This is a genomic window from Streptomyces sp. NPDC086023, assembly GCF_044540325.1.
Lineage (GTDB): Bacteria > Actinomycetota > Actinomycetes > Streptomycetales > Streptomycetaceae > Streptomyces.
This window is the reverse complement of record NZ_JBITRX010000014.1, coordinates 15,614-38,388: the sequence shown is the minus strand read 5'-3', so window position 1 is coordinate 38,388 and position 22,775 is coordinate 15,614. Positions and strand designations below refer to the sequence as shown.

Annotated in this window: 20 protein-coding genes; 9 read left to right on the top strand and 11 right to left on the bottom strand. The window is 75.2% G+C overall.

The window, feature by feature from the left end; genetic code table 11:
- Positions 1 to 8: 8 nt before the first annotated feature.
- Positions 9 to 641 carry a hypothetical protein gene (locus tag ACIF6F_RS25605; protein ID WP_399950907.1) on the bottom strand — a complete coding sequence of 211 codons (633 nt, stop codon included), beginning with the start codon at positions 639 to 641 and terminating at the stop codon, positions 9 to 11.
- Between the two features lie 834 nt (positions 642 to 1,475).
- On the opposite strand from ACIF6F_RS25605, the gene ACIF6F_RS25600 reads away from it, so the two are divergent.
- Complete coding sequence (locus ACIF6F_RS25600; protein WP_399950904.1) at positions 1,476 to 2,543, top strand: N-acetylmuramoyl-L-alanine amidase; 1,068 nt, start codon at positions 1,476 to 1,478, stop codon at positions 2,541 to 2,543.
- On the opposite strand, the gene ACIF6F_RS25595 is transcribed toward ACIF6F_RS25600, so the two are convergent.
- The 6 genes from ACIF6F_RS25595 to ACIF6F_RS25570 all read right to left on the bottom strand — a co-directional run bounded on the left by ACIF6F_RS25595 (position 2,532) and on the right by ACIF6F_RS25570 (position 8,736).
- Complete coding sequence (locus ACIF6F_RS25595; RefSeq protein WP_399950901.1) at positions 2,532 to 4,454, bottom strand: ABC transporter ATP-binding protein; 1,923 nt, start codon at positions 4,452 to 4,454, stop codon at positions 2,532 to 2,534. The two genes, ACIF6F_RS25600 and ACIF6F_RS25595, sit on opposite strands and share 12 nt — an antisense overlap.
- A gap of 124 nt (positions 4,455 to 4,578) precedes the next feature.
- Positions 4,579 to 4,836 carry a DUF2690 domain-containing protein gene (locus ACIF6F_RS25590; protein ID WP_399950898.1) on the bottom strand — a complete coding sequence of 86 codons (258 nt, stop codon included), beginning with the start codon at positions 4,834 to 4,836 and terminating at the stop codon, positions 4,579 to 4,581.
- Positions 4,833 to 5,426 (bottom strand): helix-turn-helix domain-containing protein, encoded by a 594-nt coding sequence (locus tag ACIF6F_RS25585; RefSeq protein WP_399950895.1) that lies wholly within the window; start codon positions 5,424 to 5,426, stop codon positions 4,833 to 4,835. The genes ACIF6F_RS25590 and ACIF6F_RS25585 overlap by 4 nt, the downstream gene beginning before the upstream one ends.
- A gap of 217 nt (positions 5,427 to 5,643) precedes the next feature.
- Positions 5,644 to 7,251, bottom strand: coding sequence for a peptide-N4-asparagine amidase (locus tag ACIF6F_RS25580; RefSeq protein WP_399950892.1), 1,608 nt, complete (start codon positions 7,249 to 7,251; stop codon positions 5,644 to 5,646).
- 155 nt (positions 7,252 to 7,406) lie between these two features.
- Complete coding sequence (locus ACIF6F_RS25575) at positions 7,407 to 8,234, bottom strand: tyrosinase family protein (RefSeq protein ID WP_399950889.1); 828 nt, start codon at positions 8,232 to 8,234, stop codon at positions 7,407 to 7,409.
- 112 nt (positions 8,235 to 8,346) lie between these two features.
- Positions 8,347 to 8,736, bottom strand: a complete 390-nt coding sequence (locus ACIF6F_RS25570) for a tyrosinase cofactor (protein ID WP_399950886.1) — start codon at positions 8,734 to 8,736, stop codon at positions 8,347 to 8,349.
- Positions 8,737 to 9,055: 319 nt separating this feature from the next.
- Between ACIF6F_RS25570 and ACIF6F_RS25565 the strand changes: the two genes are divergently transcribed.
- Complete coding sequence (locus ACIF6F_RS25565; RefSeq protein WP_399950883.1) at positions 9,056 to 10,048, top strand: BadF/BadG/BcrA/BcrD ATPase family protein; 993 nt, start codon at positions 9,056 to 9,058, stop codon at positions 10,046 to 10,048.
- 193 nt (positions 10,049 to 10,241) lie between these two features.
- On the opposite strand, the gene ACIF6F_RS25560 is transcribed toward ACIF6F_RS25565, so the two are convergent.
- Positions 10,242 to 10,781 carry an HPP family protein gene (locus ACIF6F_RS25560; RefSeq protein ID WP_399950880.1) on the bottom strand — a complete coding sequence of 180 codons (540 nt, stop codon included), beginning with the start codon at positions 10,779 to 10,781 and terminating at the stop codon, positions 10,242 to 10,244.
- Between the two features lie 303 nt (positions 10,782 to 11,084).
- Between ACIF6F_RS25560 and ACIF6F_RS25555 the strand changes: the two genes are divergently transcribed.
- Positions 11,085 to 11,810, top strand: a complete 726-nt coding sequence (locus ACIF6F_RS25555) for a helix-turn-helix domain-containing protein (protein ID WP_399950877.1) — start codon at positions 11,085 to 11,087, stop codon at positions 11,808 to 11,810.
- A gap of 68 nt (positions 11,811 to 11,878) precedes the next feature.
- Positions 11,879 to 13,228, top strand: coding sequence for an MFS transporter (locus tag ACIF6F_RS25550; protein ID WP_399951365.1), 1,350 nt, complete (start codon positions 11,879 to 11,881; stop codon positions 13,226 to 13,228).
- A gap of 75 nt (positions 13,229 to 13,303) precedes the next feature.
- On the opposite strand, the gene ACIF6F_RS25545 is transcribed toward ACIF6F_RS25550, so the two are convergent.
- From ACIF6F_RS25545 to ACIF6F_RS25535, 3 genes are all read right to left on the bottom strand, one after another.
- Positions 13,304 to 13,456, bottom strand: a complete 153-nt coding sequence (locus ACIF6F_RS25545; RefSeq protein ID WP_399950874.1) for a hypothetical protein — start codon at positions 13,454 to 13,456, stop codon at positions 13,304 to 13,306.
- 514 nt (positions 13,457 to 13,970) lie between these two features.
- A complete protein-coding gene (locus tag ACIF6F_RS25540; RefSeq protein WP_399950871.1) occupies positions 13,971 to 14,330 on the bottom strand; it encodes an NTP pyrophosphohydrolase in 360 nt (119 codons plus the stop codon).
- Positions 14,321 to 15,415 (bottom strand): magnesium and cobalt transport protein CorA, encoded by a 1,095-nt coding sequence (locus ACIF6F_RS25535; RefSeq protein ID WP_399950868.1) that lies wholly within the window; start codon positions 15,413 to 15,415, stop codon positions 14,321 to 14,323. The genes ACIF6F_RS25540 and ACIF6F_RS25535 overlap by 10 nt, the downstream gene beginning before the upstream one ends.
- A gap of 113 nt (positions 15,416 to 15,528) precedes the next feature.
- Here ACIF6F_RS25535 and ACIF6F_RS25530 point away from each other — a divergent pair, with 113 nt between their 5' ends.
- The 5 genes from ACIF6F_RS25530 (at position 15,529) to ACIF6F_RS25510 (ending at position 22,718) form a co-directional block, all read left to right on the top strand.
- A complete protein-coding gene (locus ACIF6F_RS25530) occupies positions 15,529 to 16,737 on the top strand; it encodes a PP2C family protein-serine/threonine phosphatase (RefSeq protein ID WP_399950865.1) in 1,209 nt (402 codons plus the stop codon).
- 180 nt (positions 16,738 to 16,917) lie between these two features.
- Positions 16,918 to 18,273 (top strand): hypothetical protein, encoded by a 1,356-nt coding sequence (locus ACIF6F_RS25525; protein ID WP_399950861.1) that lies wholly within the window; start codon positions 16,918 to 16,920, stop codon positions 18,271 to 18,273.
- A complete protein-coding gene (locus ACIF6F_RS25520) occupies positions 18,270 to 19,703 on the top strand; it encodes a radical SAM protein (protein ID WP_399950858.1) in 1,434 nt (477 codons plus the stop codon). Before ACIF6F_RS25525 ends, ACIF6F_RS25520 begins: the two co-directional genes overlap by 4 nt.
- Before the next feature lie 10 nt (positions 19,704 to 19,713).
- Positions 19,714 to 21,588, top strand: a complete 1,875-nt coding sequence (locus tag ACIF6F_RS25515; RefSeq protein ID WP_399950855.1) for a LodA/GoxA family CTQ-dependent oxidase — start codon at positions 19,714 to 19,716, stop codon at positions 21,586 to 21,588.
- On the top strand, positions 21,585 to 22,718 hold the full coding sequence (locus ACIF6F_RS25510) for a hypothetical protein (RefSeq protein WP_399950852.1): 1,134 nt from the start codon (positions 21,585 to 21,587) through the stop codon (positions 22,716 to 22,718). The genes ACIF6F_RS25515 and ACIF6F_RS25510 overlap by 4 nt, the downstream gene beginning before the upstream one ends.
- Positions 22,719 to 22,775: the final 57 nt, after the last annotated feature.

The window sequence follows — 22,775 nt, the reverse complement described above, 5'->3', positions numbered from 1 at the left end:
TGGGCATGTCAGGCGGACGGGCGGGGCTCCGGCCAGACGGCGACGGAGAGCCGGACGAGGGAGGCGGCGGCGAGGACGTGCAGCAGGCCGGTCCAGGGCGTGTCGGGCAGGGAGGAGGCGAGGGCGAGCAGGGTGAGGCACACGGTGTAGCCCCAGGCGGCCGACTGCGGGAACACCCCGCTGCGGGCCATGGAGACCCCGAACAACACGGTACCGGCGATGAACACGGCGGCCGCGGCGAGCACCGCGGCGCGGGTCGGGGCGGGCAGTGCGGCCGGGTGCAGGAAGTACACGACGAGGTTCAGGGCGAAGGCGACTCCGGTGAACAGGCCGAGCCCGACGAGGTTCACGGCGTGCGCGAGGACGCCGAAGCGGCCGGAGGCCGCGGCTTGGTGGGCGTGGAACGCGGTCACGGCGGGCGCGCCGAAGGCCGCCCCGAGCCCGAGGACGATGCTGGTGGCGGCGGTCTCCCCGGTGAACGCCTCGACGGCCCCGGGCACACCGAGACCGAGCGCGAGCAGCACCCCGCTCACGGCGCCGAACCGCTGGAGGCCGGGGATGGGGGGCCCGTCGGGGGCGGGGCCGGGGGTTGCCGCGGGCACGGCCGGCGAGTCGGGGGCGGGGGTACCGGCAGGGTTCATGGGACGGTGCTCCAGGGTGTCGGGGGCGTGCTGTTCCGGACACGCCCGACCGTAGGAAGCGGCCGCCCGCCGCCCACAGTGCCGGCCGGCCGGATCGCGAGCCGAAGGTCACGGGTGGCACGGCCACGGGTCATGTGCCGGTGGGACGCGAGTGCGCGCACCGGCTCCCATCTGCCGCCGGATGCCGCGCCTCCGGAGCCGGCCCCGCGCCCCCGCGGACCCGCCTTGCCCGCCGGGCCCGAACGGCTTTGCCGTGTGGCGCCGCTCCGTGACCGCCGGCCGGACTGTGAGGGGAACACCCCGACGCCCGCCCGCAGACCAGGGAGGTACGCCCGTGCCGTCGTACGAGGCGGCGATCAGCCGCTTCTGCTGCCAGGCACCACGCTCGAACCACAACCAGCCCGGCCGGCCGGAGCTGAGCGCGGTCACCCTGCGGTGAATCGGCGAGGACGTCGCGCGCCGGGAGACGGACGTGGGGGGGCCGGCGGCGCGGCGGGGCGTGGCCGTGTCCGGCCTGGACGCGACGCCCGCAGCGAGGAGCGGTCCCGCGGCCGGAGGGGGCGGGGTGGCCCCCGCCCTCCCCGGCGCGCTGGGCCGTTCGGCCGTCCCCGCGTCACCCGTCCCGGGTGTCCCAGGGGTCCCATGGGACGACACGGGACGTCCCACACGGCGATCTGGCTTGTCCGGAACCCGTCTTGATCTCTAGCGTGCTGACGCGTCGGTGGGCTGTCCGGACACGGGGGTGTCGGACATCCCGCTCAAGCCACGGCGGATCACCCGTATGCCTCGCACCGGGTGAGCCGCCGTCCGCTCTTCCACGGAACGGAATCGCACATGCTGCCGACGCTGCGACCCCTGCTGCGCCGCCGGACGGTGCTCACGGGAGCCCTCTCACTGGGGGCGCTGGCCGCTCTCGGGACGCCGGGAACGGCCCGGGCGGCGGACGCCCCGGAGATCACGGACTGTGACTCCTGGGGCGCCCGGCAACCGACCAGCCCCGTCCGGGTACTGCCCACCTCGCCCGAGAAGATCATCGTCCACCACACCGCGACCCCGAACGTCACCGACTACTCGCAGAAACGCTCCCTCGTCCTGGCCCGGGCCATCCAGAACTACCAGATGGACACCAACGGCTGGATCGACACCGGCCAGCACTTCACCGTCAGCCGCGGCGGCTTCGTCACCGAGGGCCGGCACGAGAGCCTCAACTCCCTCCTCGACGGGTCTGAGACCGTCGAGGCCGCCCACTGCACCGGCCAGAACCGGGTCGCCATCGGCATCGAGAACGAGGGCACCTACAGCACCGTCGAGCCCCGCACCGAGCAGTACGAGAGCCTCGTCGCCCTCTGCACGTACATCTGCCGCCAGTACGGCGTCGACGCCTACCAGATCTACGGCCACCGGGACTTCAACGCCACCGCCTGCCCCGGCGACCGCCTCTACGCCCTGCTGCCCAAGCTCCGCTCCGACGTGGCCGCCCGGGTCGGCGGCGACCCGGTGGGCCCCATGTGGACGGTGCTCCGCCCGGGCGACACGGGCGACCGCGTCCGCATCCTCCAGCACCTGCTCCTCCAGCACGGCGCCCAGGTCCCCGTCGACGGCACCTTCGGGCCGGCCACGGAATCCGCGCTGCGGGCCTTCCAGACGCGCAGCGAAACGGTCGTGGACGGCGTTGCAGGCGCCCAGACGTGGAACCAGCTCAGCACCCCGGTCTCGCAGGGCGCCGCCGGCCAGGCCGTACGGGCCATGCAGGGCAGACTGCACTCGCTCGGCTACGACACCCCCGTCGACGGCCTCTTCGGCCCCGGCACCCGGTCCCGTGTCGCCGCCTTCCAGAAGGCCCGCAGACTGCCCGCCGACGGCATCGTCGACGCCCGCACCTGGAGCCGCCTACTGGCCTGAACCCGCCCCTGCCCCTGCCCCTGCGCCCGCTTCCGCTTCCGCCTCCGCTTCCGCGGCACCGAACTGGGTGCGGTGGAGCTCCGCGTAACGGCCGCCGGCGGCCAGGAGGTCCTCGTGGCGGCCGCGTTCCACGATGCGGCCGTCCTCGACGACGAGGATCTGGTCGGCGGCGCGGACGGTGGACAGGCGGTGGGCGATGACGACGGCCGTGCGGCCTTCCAGCGCCTCGGCGAGGGCCTCCTGTACGGCCGCCTCCGACGTGGAGTCCAGGTGTGCGGTGGCCTCGTCGAGGATGACCACGCGCTGCCGGGCCAGGAGGAGGCGGGCGATGGTCAGGCGCTGGCGTTCGCCGCCGGAGAGCCGGTAGCCGCGCTCGCCGACCACCGTGTCGAGGCCGTCGGGCATCCCGGCGATGAGGCCGTCCAGGCGGGCCCGGCGCAGCACCTCCCACAGCTCCTCCTCGGTGGCGCCGGGGCGGGCGAGGAGGAGGTTGGCACGGACGGTGTCGTGGAAGAGGTGGCCGTCCTGGGTGACCATGCCCAGGGTGCCGCGCAGGGAGTCCGCGTCCAGGTCGCGCACGTCGACCCCGGCGATCCGTACGGCGCCCTGGTCGGCGTCGTAGAGCCGGGGCAGCAGCTGGGCGATGGTGGACTTCCCTGCGCCCGAGGAGCCGACCAGGGCCACCATCCGGCCGGGTTCGGCGCGGAAGGAGATGCCGCGCAGCACCTCGGTGCCGCCGCGGGTGTCGAGGACGGCGGTCTCCTCCAGGGAGGCGAGGGACACCTTGTCGGCGGAGGGGTAGCCGAAGCGGACGCCGTCGAACTCCACGGCGACCGGGCCGTCGGGGACGGGCCGGGCGTCCGGCTTCTGGACGATGAGGGGTTCGAGGTCGAGTACCTCGAAGACGCGCTCGAAGCTGACGAGGGCGCTCATCACCTCGACGCGGGCCCCGGCGAGCGCGGTCAGGGGCGCGTAGAGGCGGGTGAGCAGCAGCGCGAGGGCGACGACCGCGCCGGCCTCCAGCCGGCCGTCGAGGGCGAGGACGCCGCCGAGCCCGTAGACGAGGGCGAGCGCGAGGGCGGAGACGAGGGTGAGGGCGGTGATGAAGGCGGACTGCGCCATGGCGGTGCGGACGCCGATGTCCCTGACCCGGGCGGCGCGTGCGGCGAACTCCGCGGACTCCTCGGCGGGCCGCCCGAAGAGCTTCACGAGCGTGGCCCCGGGGGCGGAGAAGCGTTCCGTCATACGAGTGCCCATGGCGGCGTTGAGATCGGCGGCCTCGCGCTGGAGGCCGGCCATGCGGCGGCCCATCCGGCGGGCGGGCAGCACGAACACGGGGAGCAGCACCAGCGCGAGGAGGGTGATCTGCCAGGAGATGCCCAGCATCACGGTGAGGGTGAGCAGCAGGGTGACGAGGTTGCCGACCACGCCGGAGAGGGTGTTGCTGAAGGCCCGCTGGGCGCCGATGACGTCGTTGTTGAGGCGGCTGACGAGGGCGCCGGTGCGGGTGCGGGTGAAGAAGGCCACCGGCATCCGCTGGACGTGGTCGAAGACGGCGGTGCGCAGGTCGAGGATGAGGCCCTCGCCGAGGTTGGCGGAGAGCCAGCGGCCGATCAGTCCGAGGGCCGCCTCGGCGAGCGCGATGCCGGCGATGAGTACGGCGAGGCGGACCACGGTGCCGGAGTCGCCGCCGCCGACGATTGCGTCGACCACGCGGCCTGCGAGCAGCGGGGTGGCGACCGCGAGCAGCGCGGTCGCCACGCTGACCAGCAGGTAGAGGCCGATGCGGCGGGAGTGGGGGCGGGCGAAGGTTCCGATGCGGCGCAGGGTGGCCCGGTCGAAGGGCCGCCGGCGGGTCTGGGCGTTCATCGTGCTGTGCAGCGACTGCCAGGCCGTGATCTCCATGTCCATGGTCTCGACGCTAGGACCTCAAGCCGGGTTGAGGTCAAGGGTTTCGGGAACGGGGGCGAGGGGTCGGAGTGCCGCCGGGCCGATGGGCCGCGGGGCCGCCGGGCCGCCGGGCCGCCGGCGGGGATCAGGGCTTGACCCCGCCGAGCGGGGAACACTCCTCTTCCCTCTGGTTCGGGATGGAGCCGCAGACGGTGATCGTCTCCCAGGGCTCCTGGGGGGTCACCGCGAGCATCCGCGTGTACGTGTCGTGCTCCATCCGGATGGCGGCCTGGTCGGACAGGCCCCGCTTGTCGCGGATGCTGACGGTGTCCCCGACGTTCCCGGCCTCGATGCGGCCCCAGACCGCCTGGCAGGCCGCGCTGTAGCGCAGCTGGATGCTCATGCGCGCAGCCAGGTCCTGCGTACGGTCGTGGCGTCCCAGTGGCAGTCCATGGCCTGGGGTTCGCGGAGCAGGCAGGTGTCGCTCTTGCAGCCGGTCCTGATCGGGGCGGTGGGGCGGGGCGCCGGGGCGTCGGTGCCGGTCCCGCCGTCGGCGGGAGCGGTGCTCGCGGACCTCCCCCGGGAGCCGAACGCCGCGCTGGCGCCACCGGAGGCACCGACCACACCGCTGAGGCCGATGACGGTGAGCACGCTGCCGAGCACCGCTCCGGCCAGGGCACAGGCCGCCATCGCCAGGACGGCGCGCCGGCGGGCCCGCGGGGTGCGCCGGCCGTGGTCGGCCGCGGCGGGTACGAGCACGGGTGCGGCGGCATCGGGGGCGGGTGCGGCGGCGGTCGCGAACTCCTCGACGGCGACCCTGGTGGGCACCTGCTTGCCGTTGAGGAAGCGTTCCCAGGAGGAGCGGCTGTAGTGCGTCTTGTCCGCGAGCCGGTTGTAGCTCAGCCGTGCGGCCTCCTTGATCCGGCGCATCTCCGCGAACAGTTCGGCCTCCGGTCTTCCCCACCCGGTGGTCCTGTCCGCTCCCTGTGCCATCTGGCGCGTCCCCTTTGAGTTGTGCCTGCTCGCCTGGCCCACCCCGCGAGCAGGCACAATCATGGGCCACCTGCCGGTGTGCCGTCGGCCGGGCCGGTCCCTCGGATTCCCTGGTCAGCAGGTTGCCGAAGGCTCCGGGAGAAGGTGCGGACGTCGCCCGCCGGCACCATCGCAGCCGGGGCGGAAGTCCACCGAGGGGGGCTCGGCTGACCGGCCGTCAGCAGCCGCGGCTGTCCTCGACGAGCACGCCCTGGGCGGTGCGCAGGGTGCGGTCGTGGCAGCCGTCGGGGGTGCGGAGGCGGTAGCGGTCGGTGGTGGTGCCGATCGCGTGGCGCTGGTCGCGGGGGGCGCCGTACGTGTAGGTGGCGTCACCGGTGTAGGTGTGGTCCAGGAGGGTCCGGGAGGCGGGGCGGCCGGGGCGGGTCACGGTGGTGTCGGCGCGGTCGCCGAGGCCGAGGACGGTCCGCAGGCGGCTGTCGGCGCCCAGGGTGGTCTCGCCGTCCATCGTGTAGGTGCGGGCGGTGCGGGTGGTGACGCCGCCGGTGGTGACGGTCTCGTCGTCGTGCCACTGGGCGGTCAGCGCGTCGCGGTCCTCGCCGTCGGTCCAGCGGTGCGCGGAGGTGTGGGCGAGGGTGCGGGTGACGGTGGTGGTGACGCGGCCGTGGGAGGTGTCGAGGTAGCCGGAGACGGTGAGCGAGTGGCCGCCGGTGGTGTTCAGGCGGTGGGGTGAACCGGCCGTGTAGCGGGGGGTGTTGACGGGGTCCGTCTGCTGGTGCCGGGTGAGGGCGCCGGTGACGGTGCGGCGGCCGTGGTCCTGCCAGAGCAGCAGGTTGGCCGGGACGCTCCAGCCGCTCTGCCCGGCCGGGACGCCTGCGACGGAGACCTCGACGGCGTGCGGGCGGCCGTCGTTGAGGAGCGCGGCGAAGGGGGTGAGGTCGTAGGTGAGGGGCTGGACGTCGAAGGCGCGGGGGCCCGGGGTGACGTACCAGAGGAAGGGGTTGGACCAGCCGCCGGTCCAGACGGTCGGGAAGGGGGCGGCGATGCCGGCGAGGCGGCCGTCGACGGAGATCCGGACCTCGCGGTACGGGCCTTCGGCGGCCTTGCAGGAGTAGGGGGCCTCGTCGGGCACGGTGAGGTACCAGTACTCCTCGCAGCCGCCGCCCGAGCCGGTGGCGTACACCTCGGCGAGGAGGCGCTCGGTGTTGCGCGGGGTGGTGAGGGAGGCGGCGGTGACGGGCAGCACGCGGTCGGGGACGGTGCGGCCGGTTCCGCCGCCGGGGGTGGTGGCCGGGCGGCCGGTGTGGAAGGTGAGGGTGACGCGCACGTCGAGGACGCCGGTGTAGGTGTCGTTGACGACGTTGCCGATGAGCATCTCGACGGCACCCGGGCGGCGCAGGGTGTCGGTGTACCGGGTGACGTCCTTCTCGACGGACCAGGTGATGCCGTCGGGTGAGGGCTGCGGGGTGGAGGTGCGCAGGATCTCGACACCGTCGACGGTGAGGTTGCCGAGGCGGTCGTACTGGCGGCCCTTGACCTTCCCGTCGAGGCGCAGCACCACCTTCGACCAGGGGCCCGGGCAGGCCGCGGGGGGCGCATAGCTCCCCCGGTACGGGGTGAAGTCCCGGAACTGCGCTGCGGCGAGGGTGACTTCGCAGGAGCGGCCGGCGGGCCGGGTGACGGGCGGGTCCGCGGTGATCGGGTCGTGCCAGTCGGTGCCGAACTCGGCGGGCGGGGTGTCCGCCCGGGCGAGGGAGGCACCCGCGAACAGCGAGCCCGCCACGAGGGCGAGCCCGCTGATCATGCTCATGATCCGCTGTCGTCTCATGGGCCCCGAGTGAAGCGCGGACGCCGGAGCGGCGCCAGAGGGCGGGGCGGGGGTGGCGGAATCGCTCCCCCGCCCCGCGGACCCGTCCCGCGGACCCCGCCCGCGTCAGCGTCGGCGTCCGCGTCCCGCCCCGGGCTCGTCCCGTCGGGAGGGCGTCACGCCGCCGTGTCGAAGGTGTAGTGGCGGGTGTGGTCGAGCATGTCGGACGGCGTGACGTTGTTCCACGGCCGCATGGTGTCCTTCAGGTCCACCACGTTCGACGTGCCGGCCGTGGGCAGGTAGGTCGATCCGGGGTGCAGGCGCTGCCAGTCGGCCCACAGCTTGTCGATGTAGGCGTGGTGGAGCCAGAACACCGGGTCGTTGGGCGAGGCGCCGGTGGCCATCTGGCCGCCGACCCAGACGTGCACGCGGTTGTGGAGGTTGACGCCGCGCCAGCCCTCCAGGTGGTTGCGGAAGCCGTTGGAGGCGCTGTTCCAGGGCGCCTCGTCGTACGTGGCCATGGCGAGCACGCTGTCGACCTCGGCCTTCGTCGGCAGCTGGGCCACCGAGGAGGCGAGGGCGCGGCGCAGGTACGGGCGGCCGTCCACACGGACGTTGAGCTCCCACTTGCCGCCCGAGTAGGCGAACGGGCCGTCCATCACCTGGCCGTCGCGGGAGCGGCCGTTGCCGCCCATGAAGTCCGGGGCCCAGAGGGAGGCGCGGGTGGTGCGGTCGGTGCTCCAGTCCCAGTAGGGCAGGGCCACGGTCGGGTCGACGGCCTGGAGCGCCTGCTCGAACTCCAGCAGGAAGCGCCGGTGCCAGGGCAGGAAGGAGGGCGAGCGGTGGCCGACGCGGTCGCCCGAGTCGGTGTCGCTCATGATGAAGGAGTTGTGGGTGCTGACGAAGGTGTCGTAGGTCCCGGCGCGCTTGAGTTCCAGCACCGCGTTGACGAATCGCTTCTTCTCGTCGGCGGTCAGCGCGGCCTGGTTCTTGCGTATGGTCACTGGTACGTCCCCGTGTCTTTCTGGGGTGGTGCGGTGGTCGGTCGGTGGTGTGCGGGGATCACATGGTCAGGGTGTCCCCGCATCGGTCGGTCCGCGGTAAGGCGGTCCGCGGTCAGCCGGTGGCGAGCGGCACGAGCTTGGCGCCCTGGAGCTCCACGACGGCGGCCCGGGCGAGCGAGCGCAGGTCGCGGTAGGTCTCGTAGTGGTTGACCACACTGATCCAGGTGCCGTCGGCGTTGCGCATGATGTGCAGCTCCTGGCCGTCGATGCGGACGGAGTGGCCGCCGCCGTGGTCGCCGTGGTGGCCGCCGTGGGCGGTCGGACCGCCCTGGATGCGGCGGCCCTTGTAGACCTCGTCGAAGGAGCCGGGCGCGGTGTGGCCGGTGTGGTCCGCGTGGTCCGCGGTGCCGGCGGCCGCGGCACCGGTGGCGCCGGCCACGGCGAGCGCGGCGGCCGCGGAGGCGGTGACGCCGAGGGCTCGGCGTCGGGTCATGACGGACATGGGTGTCCCCCCTGGTGGTACGTGGTGGTACGGGTTTCCGGCGCCGCGATGTGCTTGTCGTACGCGGCGCAAGGCGATGAGTACCAGCGGGTGACGGCGGCCCGGAAACGGCGGCCGGCAGGTTGGCCGCGATCCGGACATCACCCCATAAGTTGTTCATGCAACCATTTCGGGGATCTTGCGGAGGATGCGGTTCCCCGGCGCGGCATCTGAAGATCTTTCATTCTTCCCGCGTAGATCTGAAAGATCTTCTGCAAAACGGTGCCGCTATGGTCGGCCTCACATCGCGAAGCTGGCCGGAAAGCGAAGGAGTTGCGTCATGTCCGACGGGGCCGGGGAGCACTGGTTCGCGGGGGTCGACGTCGGGGGTACGGGGATCCGGATCGCCCTCGCGCGGGGCGGCTGGCCGGCCGCCCTGACGGCTGTCCGGACCGCCGAACTCGCCGCCCCGGCCAGGATCACGGCGGCCGGGCACGACGGGGAGGCGCTGCTGGCGGCCGTGCTGCCCGCGCTGCGCGGGCTGTTGGACGCCGCGGGCGCGCCCGGGGCGACGGCCGTCGCGGTGGGCGCGACGGGCATGGCCCTGCTGGGCCGCGACCTGGCCGCGCGGCTGCCGGGGCCGCTGGCGCGGGAGACCGGGGCCCGGTCCCTCGCCCTGGCCAGTGACGCGATCACGGCCCACATCGGCGCGCTGGGGACCCGGCACGGGGTGGTGGTGGCGGGCGGCACCGGGCTGGTGGCCGTCGGATCCCACCCGGAGGACGGGTGGCGCAGGGCCGACGGGTGGGGGCAGTTGCTGGGCGACTGCGGCGGGGGCGCGTGGATCGGGCGGGCCGGTCTGGAGGCGGCGCTGCGGCAGCACGACGGCCGGGCCGGCGGCTCGGCGCTCCTGCTGGCCCTGGCCACCGAGGAGTTCGGGCCGGTGGCCGGGCTGCCCGCGGCGCTGCAGCCGCGGGCCGACCGGGCCGCACTGCTGGCGGCGTTCGCGCCCGCGGTCGGCCGGGCCGCGGCGGAGGGCGACCCGGTGGCGGCACTGCTGCTCGACCGGGCCGCGGAGGAGATCGCGGCGAGCGCGACGGCAGCCGCGGCCGGGCTGCCGTCCCCCCACCTGTGCCTGACGGGCGGGCTGTTCCGGCTGCCCGGGCTCGCCGACGCGGTACGCCGCCACGTGGCCGCGTACCTGCCGGACGCCCGCTGGACGACCCCCGACGGCCCGCCCCTGCTCGGCGCCCTGCGCCTGGCGTCCACCCTCCCGTCGCCGCCCTGGCCGCCGTCCCCGCCCCTGCTGGACGTCCTCGCCGTGGGCGGCTGAGGACGACGTCTCGGCCTCCCGGTGGGCGACGGCGAACCGCCGGGCCCGCCGGGGACCGGGAGCTGCTTGGGGCTCCGCTCCGGCTGCGGCTGATGACGCCCGAGGCGTGCGGGGCCGTAGGCGCAGGAGCGGCCGCGCGCGTCCTGCGGCGGGAGGTGTTCGCCCGGCCGGCCGCTGAGCCCGGCCGGGTGGCTCACCACCAGTACGCCGGGTAGCGGGTGGCGCCCGGGCGGATGCGGGAGGCCAGGCAGCCGGTGAGGACCAGCAGGACGGTGGCGCCGAGGAGGAGCGGCACGAAGGTGTCCGCCTCGGGGGTCTGGAGCACCACGATCACGGAGCTGGCGCAGCCCGGGGAGTGCGGGGTGCGCGCGGCCATCGTGAGGGCGAGGGTGAGGCCGCCCGCGACGGCGGCCGCCCAGGGGCTGCTGCCCAGCCCGGCGAGCACGCCGTAACCGACGAGGGCACCGATCATGTGGCCCGCGATGACGCTGCGGGGCTGGGCCAGGGGCAGTGCAGGGGCACTGTGGACGAGGGCCGCGCTGGCGGCCAGGGAAGGTATGAGCACCGGTTCGTGGATCATCGCGCCGATGCCGACCAGGGCCAGGAGGACGGCGGTCGCGGCGCTGATGCTGTGCGCGGCGGCCGCGGGGGTGGGCCGGGCGGGGGCCCGTACGGGCCCGACGACGGGGGACTCGGGGGCGTGCGGCAGGGGCGCCGCGGGGTGCGTGGACATGGCGGGGCGATCTCGGGCGGCTCGGCGGACGGGGGCAGGAGGAACGGCCTACGCGCGGCGCTGCGCTGCCTGCCGTGATCCACGGCGGCCCGGCCATGCGCCCGTCTCGGTGGAAACCGGCACAGTCCGCCCAGAAGACTAACGTCCCGGCCTCGGCGACCGGCCACCCCACCCCCGGGACGCACTGAATGCCCATGTTCACTCCCTTTGCCTCACACCACGACGCCTCACCTCAAGATTTCCCCAAAGAAATTTTGCAAAAACTCTTTTGCAGACTTGCCGTCAGGTCCTACGCTCGTCGGCATGGTCAGCGAAGAGCAGAGACGGGTCCTCGACCCCACCCGGGACTCGGCGACACTCAAGGCACTCACCCACCCCCTGCGCATCCGGCTGCTCGGGCTGCTGCGGCAGCACGGTCCGTCGACCGCGAGCGAACTGGCGGTCCTGACCGGGGAGTCCTCCGCGTCCACCAGCTACCACCTGAGGGTGCTGGCGAAGTACGCGTTCGTCGCCGAGGCCCGGAACCGCGACGGCCGGGAGCGCCGCTGGCAGGCCGTGCACGCGGTCACCTCCTGGGACAACCGCGCCATGGAGGCCACCGCGGGCAGCCGCGCCTTCGTCGGCCTCGCACGACGGCGACAGGTCGAGCACCTGCAGGACTCCCTCGTCCGGCACGAGACGGACGTCGCCGAGGGACGGCTGGGCGAGGAGTGGCTGGAGCCGTCGGGCATCACCGACCTGCTGCCCGTGCTGACGCCCGAGTCGCTGACCGAGCTGTGGGCGGTCATCGACCGGACCCTCGGCGAGCTCACCGCCAGGGACGCCGGGGACCCGCGCGCCGCCCAGGTGGTGTTCCTCGCCGCCGGCTTTCCCCTGGCAGCGCACCAGACCGGCCGGGCGGCGGCCGACGCGGAGACTCCGGCCCGCGCCGAGGCTCCGGCCGACGCGGAGGCTCCGGCCGAAGCAGAAGCCGCAGCCGCCCCCGAAGCCGCGGCCGATGCCTGCGCGCACGCCGGAGGTGCCGAGTGACCACCCTCCTCGGCGCCCGCACCGCGCGGCGCCGTTACGCCACGGCCTGCGCCCTCTTCTGGCTCCCCATGGGCCTGACGATCGCCCCGCTCGTCCTGCTGCTCAGCGAGCGCGGCATGACCGTGGCCGCCGTCGCCGGCCTCCTCGCGGCGCACTCCCTCACCGCCGCCGTCCTGGAGCTGCCCACCGGCGGGCTTTCCGACGTCCTGGGGCGCCGCGCCGTACTGGCCGCCGCCGGCCTGCTGAACCTGACCGCACTCCTCCTGCTGGCCCTCGGCACCACCGGCTGGGTGCTCGCCGCCGGCACGGTGCTGATGGGGGCGGCCCGCGCCCTCTCCAGCGGGCCCGCCGAAGCCTGGTACGTCGACACCGTCCAGGCCGCCGATCCCGACGCCGAGCTGCGCACCGGCCTGGCCCGCGGCAGCGCCGCCACCTCCGCCGCGCTCGCCGCGGGCACCCTGCTGGGCGGCGCCCTGCCCTGGCTGCTCGGCCACGCCGCCCTGCCCGGACCGGTCCTGCCGCTGTCCGTACCGCCGCTGCTGGGCGCGGCCGGGCAGCTCGTGTTCGTGCTGTACGTGCTGACCGCGCTCCGCGAGCCGCCCCGGGCGCCCGCCACGGCCGGCGGCGTGCTGCGCGGGATACCCGCCACCGTGGCGGCGGGGCTGCGGCTCGGAGGCCGCGACCGGCTGGTCCGACGGGTGCTGCTCGCCGCAGCCGCCGCGGGCAGCGGCCTGGCCGCGCTCGAACTGCTCACCCCCGGCCGGGCCGCGGCGCTCACCGGCGCCCCGGAATCGGGCGCCGCACTCTTCGCGGGCCTGGCCTGCACGGGCTTCCTCTGTTCGGCGGCCGGCAGCCACCTGGCACCGCTCGCCGCGCGGCTGACCGGCAGCGGTGAGCGCGCCGTCCTCGCGGGCCTCGCCGCCGGCGCGGGCGGGCTGGTCCTGCTCGGCGTGACCGCGACCGCCGGCGGACCGGCCCCCGCGGCCCTCGCCCTCACCGGGTACGGACTGGTCTACCTCGGGTTCGGCATCGCCGGGCCGAACGAGAACGAGCTGCTGCACGGGCGGGTGCCCAGCGCCGGCCGCGCCACCGCCCTGTCCGTGCAGTCCCTGGCCCTCCAGTTGGCCGGCGCGCTCACCGGCCTGGTGGTCAGCGCGCTGCCGGCCGGGCCGGGGCCCTGGCTGCTCGCCGCCGCGGTCCTGCTGGCAGGCGCCCTGCTGTGGGTCCGCCCCGCGGCCCGGCGCACCCCGGACACCGGCTCCATACCGGGGCCGGCCACCACCGGGACCGGCACCCCCGGTACCGGCGGCCCCCACACCGGCACCACCGGGGCCGGTCCCGGCCCGGCCGTACCGCGCCCGGGCACCGCCGTGCCCGGCCCGGAGTCCGCAGGGGCGGCTAGCCGAAGCGGCCGGTGACGTAGTCGGCGGTGCGCTCGTCGCGGGGCTGCCCGATCGCCAGCGGCACCGCCAGGCGGACGGCGACGCCGGCGATCAGGACGGTGCGGTGAGGACCGCGGCGATCCCGAAGTTGCCGGTGTCCGGCTCCCAGGCGGAGGTGGTCAGGAAGGCGGGGCCGGCCGAACCGAGCGCCTGCCAGGCCCGGTAGAGCAGGAACCCGCCCACTAGGGACATGATCGCCAGCACCAGCGCCCCGCCGGTGCGGAGCCCGCCCCGGAACAGCCGGTCCGCCGGGCCTGAGTCGGCATGCAGCCGCCGGGCCTGTGGACACCAGACACGCAGTCGCGGCGGGCCGGTACAGGGTCGACCGCGTGCCGGGCGGGGCATACCAGTGGCGGCTGACCGCCCAGAACGGCCGCGGCCTCGGCGCGGGTCCCGGCGAAGGCCCGCTCGCAGGTGCCGGGGTCGGGGTGCTCCGCGGCGGAGACGGCGACCACCCTCGTACGCGCCACTCACTCCGGATCCCCCCGCCGCCCGCCCCTCGCGATGTCAGGCCGCACTGTGGGGCGCGGGGACGGAAACGCTTCCCCCTCGGCGGAAGGCGGTCGAACGATTGCCCGGGCGGCTGCCGGCGGTTCACGGCCCGGCCACCGGACGGTCACGGCGGGCGCGGACCGCGGCCAGGGCCGGCGGCCGGCCTTGCGGGTCCGGCCCCGGGCCGCGAGCCGTGGCCGTGTGCCGGGTCCGGGCGGAGGGGCCGTCAGCCCTGCGGGCGGACCGTGCGCGGGCCGACGCACGACGCGCCGTGCCGGCGGACCCGCTCGCGCAGTTCCCGGTCGGCGGTGGCGACCACGCAGGTGCGGCCCTGCTGCGCGGCGGCGGCCGCGAGTTCGACGATCCGGTCGTCCCCACTGCCCGGCGCCTCGTCCACGCGGACCCCGGGTACGGAGGCCACCCCGCGGGCCGCGCCCTCGACGACCAGCACGATCTCCTCGCCCTCCGCGCGGGTGGCGAGGTGGTCCCGCAGCCGCTCGGCGGCGCCGCGCCGGTCGCGCCACCAGCCGTCCGGCACGGAGCCGACGACGTTGGCGCCGTCCACCACGAGCAGGGTCACAGCCATCCGTTCCGCCGGAAGCCGCGGTGGATGACGAAGCAGGCCACCGCCATCACGCCCAGGACCAGCGGGTAGCCGTAGGTCCAGCGCAGCTCCGGCATGTGGTCGAAGTTCATGCCGTACACGCCGCACACCATGGTCGGCACGGCGACGATCGCGGCCCAGGCCGTGATCTTGCGCATGTCCTCGTTCTGGGCCACCGTCACCTGCGCCAGGTGGGCCTGGAGGATGGAGTCGATCAGCGCGTCGAAGGAGGCGATCTGCTCGGTGACCCGGGCCAGGTGGTCACCGACGTCGCGGAAGTAGGTCCGTATCTCCGCGTCGATGCCGGCCATCGGCTGCCCGGCGAGCTGCTGCATCGGCCGGGCGAGCGGGACCGCGGCCCGCTTGAGCTCCAGCAGCTCCCGCTTGAGCTGGTAGATGCGGCCGGGGTCGGCGCCGCGCGCGCCGTCCGCTGCGAAGACCTCCGCCTCGACCTGGTCGATGTCGTTCTGCACGGCGTCGGCGACGGCCAGGTACTCGTCCACGACGTGGTCGGCGACGGCGTGCAGCACGGCGGCCGGCCCCTTGGCGAGCTGGTCCGGGTCGGCCTCCAGGGCCTCGCGCAGCGGGCCGAGGGAGCCGTGGTGGCCGTGCCGGACGGTGACCACGAAGTCGGGACCGGCGAAGACCATGATCTCGCCGGTGCCGACCACCTCGCTGGTCGAGGTGAGCCGCTCGTGCTCGACGTAGCAGACGGACTTGAAGACGGCGAAGAGCACGTCGCCGTAGCTCTCGACCTTGGGCCGCTGGTGGGCGTGGACCGCGTCCTCGACGGCCAGCGGGTGCAGTCCGAGCAGCTCCGCGACCCCGGCGAGCTCCTCCTCGGCGGGCTCGTGCAGCCCGAGCCACAGGAAGCCCTCGCCGTCCTTGCGCACCCGGGCCAGCGCCTCCGACACCGAGCGGAAGCCGCCGTGGCGCTGCCCGTCGCGGTAGGTGATGCAGTTGACCACCGTGGAACCGAGCGGGGAGCGCGCGGGGTGGCTGAGGTCCACGGGGCGCAGGCGGCGGGCCATGCGGGCCACCCTGCGCAGATTGCCGACCACGGACATGCGGACGTCTCCTTCATCTGGTGCGGGCCCAGTCTGCCAGGGCCCGGGGCGAGCTTCGACGGCCCCTGGCGGGCCTGCGGCGGCGGGGCCCGCTCACGGTGTATGCAGGAACGATGGATCACTGGACCCGTGGGGGCCCCGGGCGGAGACGGGCCGGGGAGGGACCGCGCCACGCGCTGTTGGCGGTGCCGCTCGCGCTGATCGCGCTGGTGACGGTGGTGGACATCCTGGCGCCGCCGGAGGTGCACCTGGGGCCGTTCCTGGCGGCCGCCCCGGCGCTGACGGCCTCCTTCGCCGGGCCCCGGGCCACAGCGCTGGTCGGGCTGGTGGCGGTCCTCGCACAGGTGGTGGTCTCGGTGGCCCGGACCACCTTGACCGACCTGAACCACACCTTCCAGATCACGGCGCTGATCCTGATCTCGGTGTTCGTCACGTTCTTCGCGTACCTGCGGGAGCAGCACGAGCGCCAGGTGGTCCAGTTGCGCACGGTCGCCGAGGCCGCGCAGCAGGTGGTGCTGCGGCCGCCGCGCGAGCGGCTCGGGCCGCTGCGGGTGGCCTCGGTCTACCTGGCGGCGGAGGCGGAGGCCCGGATCGGCGGCGACCTGTACGCGGCGGCGCGGACCGCCCAGGGCACCCGGTTCATCGTGGGCGACGTGCGCGGCAAGGGGCTGGCGGCGGTCGGGGACGCGGCGCTGGTACTGGGGGCGTTCCGCGCGGCCGCCCACCAGGAGGCCGACCTGCCGGCCCTGGTGGCGTACCTGGAGGGCACGGTGGCGCCGGAACCGGAACCCGAAGCCGGGGGCGCGGACGGCCGTACGGGGTCCGGCCCGGCCGGGGTCACGGAGGGCGAGGCGGGCACGCAGGACGCAGCGGGTGTGGAGGGCATGGACGACGCCGCGGACGACCGGGGCGAGGCCTTCATCACCGCGGCCGTGCTCGACGTACCGGACGGGGAGCACGTACTGCACCTGGTCAACTGCGGCCACCCGCCGCCGCTGCTGCTCCGCGGCGGCACCGTGACGAGCGTCGACGTGGCGGAACCGGCGCCGCCGCTGGGCCTGGCGGAGTTCGCGCCCGGGGGCTACGGGATGCAGGCCTTCGCCTTCGAGCCGGGCGACCTGCTGCTGCTCTACACGGACGGGGTGATCGAGGCCCGGGACGCGGCCGGCGGGTTCTACCCCCTGGCCGACCGGCTGGCGGCCTGGTCCGGCAGCGGCCCCCGCGCGCTCCTGGACACCCTCCGCGCGGACCTCCTGGCCCACGTCCCGGGCGGCCGTCTGGGGGACGACGCGGCGATGGTGGCGGTGGAGCGGCGCGGCTGACGCCGCGGCCCTGACGGCGCGGGGCGGCGCGGCCCTGACAGCGCGGGGCGCCGCGGCCGGCGCGGCGCGGCCGGCGATCGGGACTGCGGATCCAGACCGTGTCGAACGTGACACACCGTGACCACATCCGTACGTTTGCTCACGCCCCGTCATCCTGCCTCCGACCGCAAGGAGATGCCGGTGATCGACAAGCTCTGGCTCCAGCCCCCGCTCGCCTTCGCCCGCCTGGGCCCTTCCCGCACCCCCTGCGACAACTACCGCTGGGGGCCGAGCGACCTCAGCCCGCGCGGTTCCGGCAAGACCACGGTGGTCCCCGAGCCCACCCTCGACCTGGCCGCCGACGGCACGCTGACCGAGCGGATGCCGCAGAAGGTCCGGTTCAAGGACGCGGAGGGCTGGCGGCCGGTCTGCCCGTACTTCGAGGTGCACGGCAGCTGGACCGTCGGCGGGGAACGGCGGACGGGGCCGGTGACCGAGCAGGTCCTGGCCGAGTTCGGGCTGGGCCTGGCCGACGTCCGGTGGGAGGTGACCGTCGCCAACCTCAAGCCCCACCACATGACCCAGGCGGAGGGCGACCGCATCACGGCGCGGGTCGCCGTGCGCGGGGACGACCACCAGCGCCACCGGCTGGACGGCGTCTCGCCGCAGACCGAGCCGCAACCCCTGGTCCCGGCCGGCCGCAGCGTGCCGCTCGGCGCCGTCCAGGTCCCGGCGCCCGACGCGGCGCTGCCGGAGCTGCGGCTGCGGTTCACGCCGGGGGCGGGCGTGGTGTACGGGCCGGAGGGCCTGCCGCAGCCGCCGAACGGCCGCTACCGCGTGCCCCCGGAGCGGCTGTTCCTCAACCGGAACGCGGAGTGGCCGAAGTTCAGGATGAACTCGACCGACCCCAGGACCGTGCCGCGGGGCCTGTTCGCCGGCGCGGAGAACTCGGGACAGTCCGTGGGCCTGGTCGACGACGTGTGCGACGGACTGGTCACCGTCACCCTGCCCGGCGGGCTGAGCGCCACCGCCCGGGTGGTGGCCTGCCCGCCGGTGTTCTCCCCGGACCGCAGGCCCTTCGTCTCCATCGCCGACGGGCTGACCGACCGGGTCGGGCGCGGCGAGGTCCGCCGGCCGGGGTACACCGACGACCCGCGGACCGCACCGGAGATCCGCGACCTGTTCGAACGGATCCTCGAAACGGCCGGCAACGTCAACCTCGACGCGATGAACGACCTGTTCGGTGCGCTGGCACCGGTGGAACCGCTGGACGGCATGCCGCTCGGACTCACCGACAGCGGCAGGCGCCGGCACCGCCGGCTGGTCGCCCTGGAGATGCTGGAGGACCTCCTGCGCGAGCGGCCCGCCCTCATCACGGACCGGGTCCGTGAGCCCTCCGGTGACCCCCGGTACACCGACCGGTCGGAGTTCACCGAGCAGATGCCCCCGGCCATGCGCGCCGCGGACGGCGCGGCACTGCACCTCACCCACCGCCAGTACGACCTGCTGGTGGCCTGGGCCCGGTCGCTCCGCGCGAACACGGAGCCCGGCACGTGACCGTACTCCTGCAGATCGGCCGCCGCCCGCCCGAGGAGCCGCGCCGCCCCGGTACGGCACCCCCGGCCGCGACCCCCGCCCCGCCCGGCGCTTCCGCCGAGGTGAAGGTCTTCCGCAGCGCACACGGAGCCCACCTGTTCGTCGCCGACGGCAGCCGGGTGTACGACGTGCCCGAGGCGGTGGCGGCGCGGCTGGAGCGGTGGACGGCCGTGCCGGACGGGTCGCCGGAGGGCCTGGCCGCCGAACTGGACCTGCCGCTGTGGGGCGGCGCGCCCCGGATCGACGGCACGCCGGCCGAGCCCCCGCCGCTTGCCTCGATCTCCCTCAACGTCATGCAGGCCTGCAACCTCAGCTGTGGTCACTGCTACGCAGACGAAGGCCGGTTCGGCGGCAGCGCCCGCGCCATGCCCCGGGGCACCGCCTTCGCCGCCGTCGACCGGCTGCTGGCCGAGGCCGCGCCCGGCGCGGACGTGGTGGTCGGCTTCATGGGCGGCGAGCCCCTGCTGGCCCGGGACCTGGTGCACGAGGTGGTCGCGTACGCGACCCGGGCCGGGGCCGCCGCGGGGAACCCGGTCCGCTTCGCCCTCACGACGAACCTCACCACCGTCCGGCCCGAGGACGCCCGGCTGTTCGCCGAGCACCCCTTCACGGTGACGGTCAGCCTCGACGGCGACCGGGCCGGCCATGACGCACTCCGCAAGGCGCCGGGCGGAGCGAGCGCGTACGACCGGCTGCGGGCCGGGCTGGACGTACTGGCCCGGCACGGCCGCCCGCGGCACCTGGGCGCGCGGGTCAGCGTGACCCCGTACACCGGCCGGCTGCTCGACGTACTGGAGCACGGCATCGGGCTGGGCTTCGACGAGGTGGGCTTCGCCGCCGTGGTGAGTGCGCCCGACCCCGCGTACGAGATCACCGCCGAGACGTTCCGGGGCTTCCTGGAGCGGATGGTGGAGTGCGGTGAGACCGCCCTGCGTGAGCTGTCCGCCGGCCGCCGCTACCCGTTCGGCAACTTCCAGACCGCCCTCCGTGAGATCCACCGGGGCACCCACCGCCCGTACCCCTGCGGCGCGGGGGCCGGATACCTCAGCGCTTCCGCCGAGGGCGGGCTGTACGCCTGCCACCGGCTGGTCGACGACCCGGCCTTCGCCATGGGGACCGTCGCGGAGGGCAGCGACAGGAACCTGCGGCAGCGGCATCTGGCTGACCGCCATGTGGACCGCGCCGAGCCGTGCCGGTCGTGCTGGGCCCGCTACCTGTGCGGCGGCGGCTGCTACCACGAGGTGAGCCGCCGGGGCCGGCCCGGCTGCGACTACATCCGCGGCTGGCTGGCCTTCTGTCTGCGGGCGTACGTCGAGCTCACCCAGTCCGCACCCGACTTCTTCGCGCAGCCCGCCCCGAACCCCGCCGTCAGCACCGTCAGCACCGTCTGAAGGAGCCGCCATGCCCGACCTGCCGACCCCCACCGGAAAGATCTTCCCGCGCAACCTCACCGCCCGCGCCGACCACGTCGTCCGCGGCAACCCCGCCGGCACCCGCACCGAGAGCGGGGTCGACAACTGCTTCCCCGGGCTGGAGTTCGACCAGCGCAACCTCGACAAGCGGTTCTTCCCCGGGCTCGTCGTCGACTTCCACCGGCAGCGGCCGGCCGCACCGGGGGTGGGCCTCCTCGGCGGCGCACGGGTGCTCGCGGTCACCGGCGGCGTCGCCGCCGCCCAGGGCCTCACCGCCGAGGACCTGACGGTGCCCGGCCGGCCGCTGCGCGTACAGGCCGTGTGCGGGCGGACCGCGGTGGACCAGACGGAGGAGCAGGCCCCCGTACGGGACTGCCGCGGCACCAGCGGTACGGGAGTCTGGCGTGCGGTCCACGACCTGCTGCCCGGACGGATCGCCGTACTCCTCGGCGCGGGCGACGTGGGCGCCACCACGGTGAGCAACCTCAACCAGGACCGGATCGCGGGCAACAGCTTCGTGCAGCGGGGGCCGGGCGGCCAGGTCGTGGCCGCGGTGCTCGTGGCCGACCGGGCCCGGTACCTCACCGACGACGGCGTGATCGACCCCGACGACTACGAACCGGGCGACCTGACCCGGAGCATGTGCGCCCCCTGGCAGTACGACTTCCGCGACTGCGCCTGCTACTACTGGGCCTCCTCCAAGCCGGACCTGACCAGCAGCCCGGACGGCTCGGTCCCGCAGATGAACTACCTGCGCAGGGACCGGGCCCACACGCCCGACCGGCCCGGCATCGACGACCGCGCACCGGAGTTCACCCATGCCGAGGTCATCTCGGAGTGGAACGTCCTGCCCGTGGTCCTGAACGACCGCGAGGACGACTCCATCGGGCTGGTGCCACCCGCGCCGGTACCCGCGCTCACCAAGGAGAAGGTGATCGCGGAACTCAAGCGACTGGCCACGGTCGAGCACGCGCTGTGCGTGGAGTACCTCTACGCCCACTATTCGCTGGCCGCCCCCTGGGAGCTGCCGGCGAGCCCGCCGCCCAGCGCGCGCACCCGTGCCGTGCACCGCGCCGCCCGGGAGGTCTTCGAGGTCGCGGTCGACGAGATGCGGCACCTGCGCTGGGTCAACGAGGCCCTGGGCACGCTGGGGCAGTCACCCGTCGTCGGGCGGGCAGCCGAGATCGACCGCGACGGGCCGCACCCCTTCGCGCTGCGCCCCCTCACCGCCGAACAGCTCCAGTGGTTCATCGACGTCGAGGCGCCGAGCCAGAACGTGGGCACCGGCGTCGACGGCATGTACGTGCAACTGCACCAGACCCTGGTGAAGCGACCGGAGCTGTTCCCCGAGGCCGAGCGGCTCGCCCACCTGATCAAGCTGATCATCGACGAGGGCGGCGACCACTTCCGCCGGTTCACCGCCGTCAAGGCCCATCTGGAACCCGTGCCGCCGGCGGAGTACCTGCGGCCGCTCGGCGCCGGGGACGGCAGCCCGTTGCAGACCCAGCTGCTGACCCTCAGCGACCAGTACTACGCGCTGCTGCTGGGGCTGCTGAACAGCACGTTCACCCTCAAGGACCGGGCCGGCGGCGTGCTGATGGAGCAGTCCATCACCACCATGCGGCACCTGCACCAGATCAACCACATGCTGGCGGCGCGCGGCGTGGGCCCCCGCTTCACGCTGCCCACGGCCTTCGCCACCGGAGCGCCCGCCCTGGTGGACGGACAGGTCGCGCGGGCCGCGGCGGTCGCCGCGATCAACGCCGCTCGCGAGATCCGCACCCTCGGCGACCAGCCGACGCGCCAGATCATCAACCCGCAGCTGGCCGCCACCGAGGCGCTGCTCGCCCTGCTGGACGCATGAGCGGTCCCGGCGTCCCGATCCAGGTCGCGGGCCAGGTCACGGGCCAGATGCCGGGCCAGGTCGCGGTCGCGGTCGCCGGGTCCGGGCTGGCCGAACTCACCTGCGCCCGGCTGCTCGCCGGGCGCGGGCACACCGTACGGCTCCCACCCGCGCCCACCGGCCCGGCCGGGCCCCGGCCGCTGCTGCTGAACCAGCCGGCGCTGGAACTGCTGGACTCCCTGTGGGGTCCCGGACTGCTGCACGGCACCTGGGAGTTGACCGGGCGCGAGGTGGCGTGGGGCGATGCGGCGCCGGCCAGGTTCGCGCAGCCGGCGCGGGTGGTGGACGGGGAGTGGCTCGCCGCCCGCATGCGGGAGCGACTCGACGCCGAGGAGTCCCGGAACGGCCTCGGGGGCACGACCGAGGGCACGCCTCGGCGCGGTACGGGGGACGGGGCCGGAGGCCGGACCTCCCGCCCCGCCGGGGGCGGCGCCGTCGCCTGGACGGTGAGGGCGACGGCTCCCGAAGATGCCCACCACACCTACGGGCGGCGGGTGTTGCTGGCCGGAACCGCACCGCTGGCCGGCGGCGCCGACGAGCGGACGGCCCGGCTGGCCACCGCCGGGCTCGGGTGGGTGCACCTGACGCCGCTCGGAGCCGGCCGGTGCCTGGCGCAGGCCATGGTGCCGGGGCCGGCCGCCGGGCCGGCGGAGCTGCTGGCCCGGCTGCTCCGCGAGAGCGGGCTGGACACCGTACTGGCGCATCCGCCCCGTACCGCCGTCGCCGTCCCCGCGGCGCCGCGGCTGCACCGCTCCCCCGCGGCACCGCCCGGACCGCAGCAGCCGGGAGAGCGGGCGTGCGGGGTGCTGACCGTCGGGGCCGGCGCGCTGCGCTGTGATCCGCTCAGCGGCACCGGCACCGCGCAGGCCCTGCGTACGGGGATCCTGGCCGCCGCCGTGGTCGACGCGGCGGCCGGGGGCACGTCGGCCGACGCCCTGTGCGCGCACTACACCGCCCGGCTGCGGCGCGCCTTCCGGGAGCACCTGCGCACCTGCGCCCGACTGTACGCGGCGGCCTTCCCCGGGGCCGAGTGGCGGGACGAATTCGCCGCCCCGGAGGGGGCGTCGGCCCGGGGCGCCGCCGTCGGCTGAGCTCCGGCCAGGGGACGGGTCTGCCGGCCCTCGGCCGCACGGGCCACCCGGCCCGTG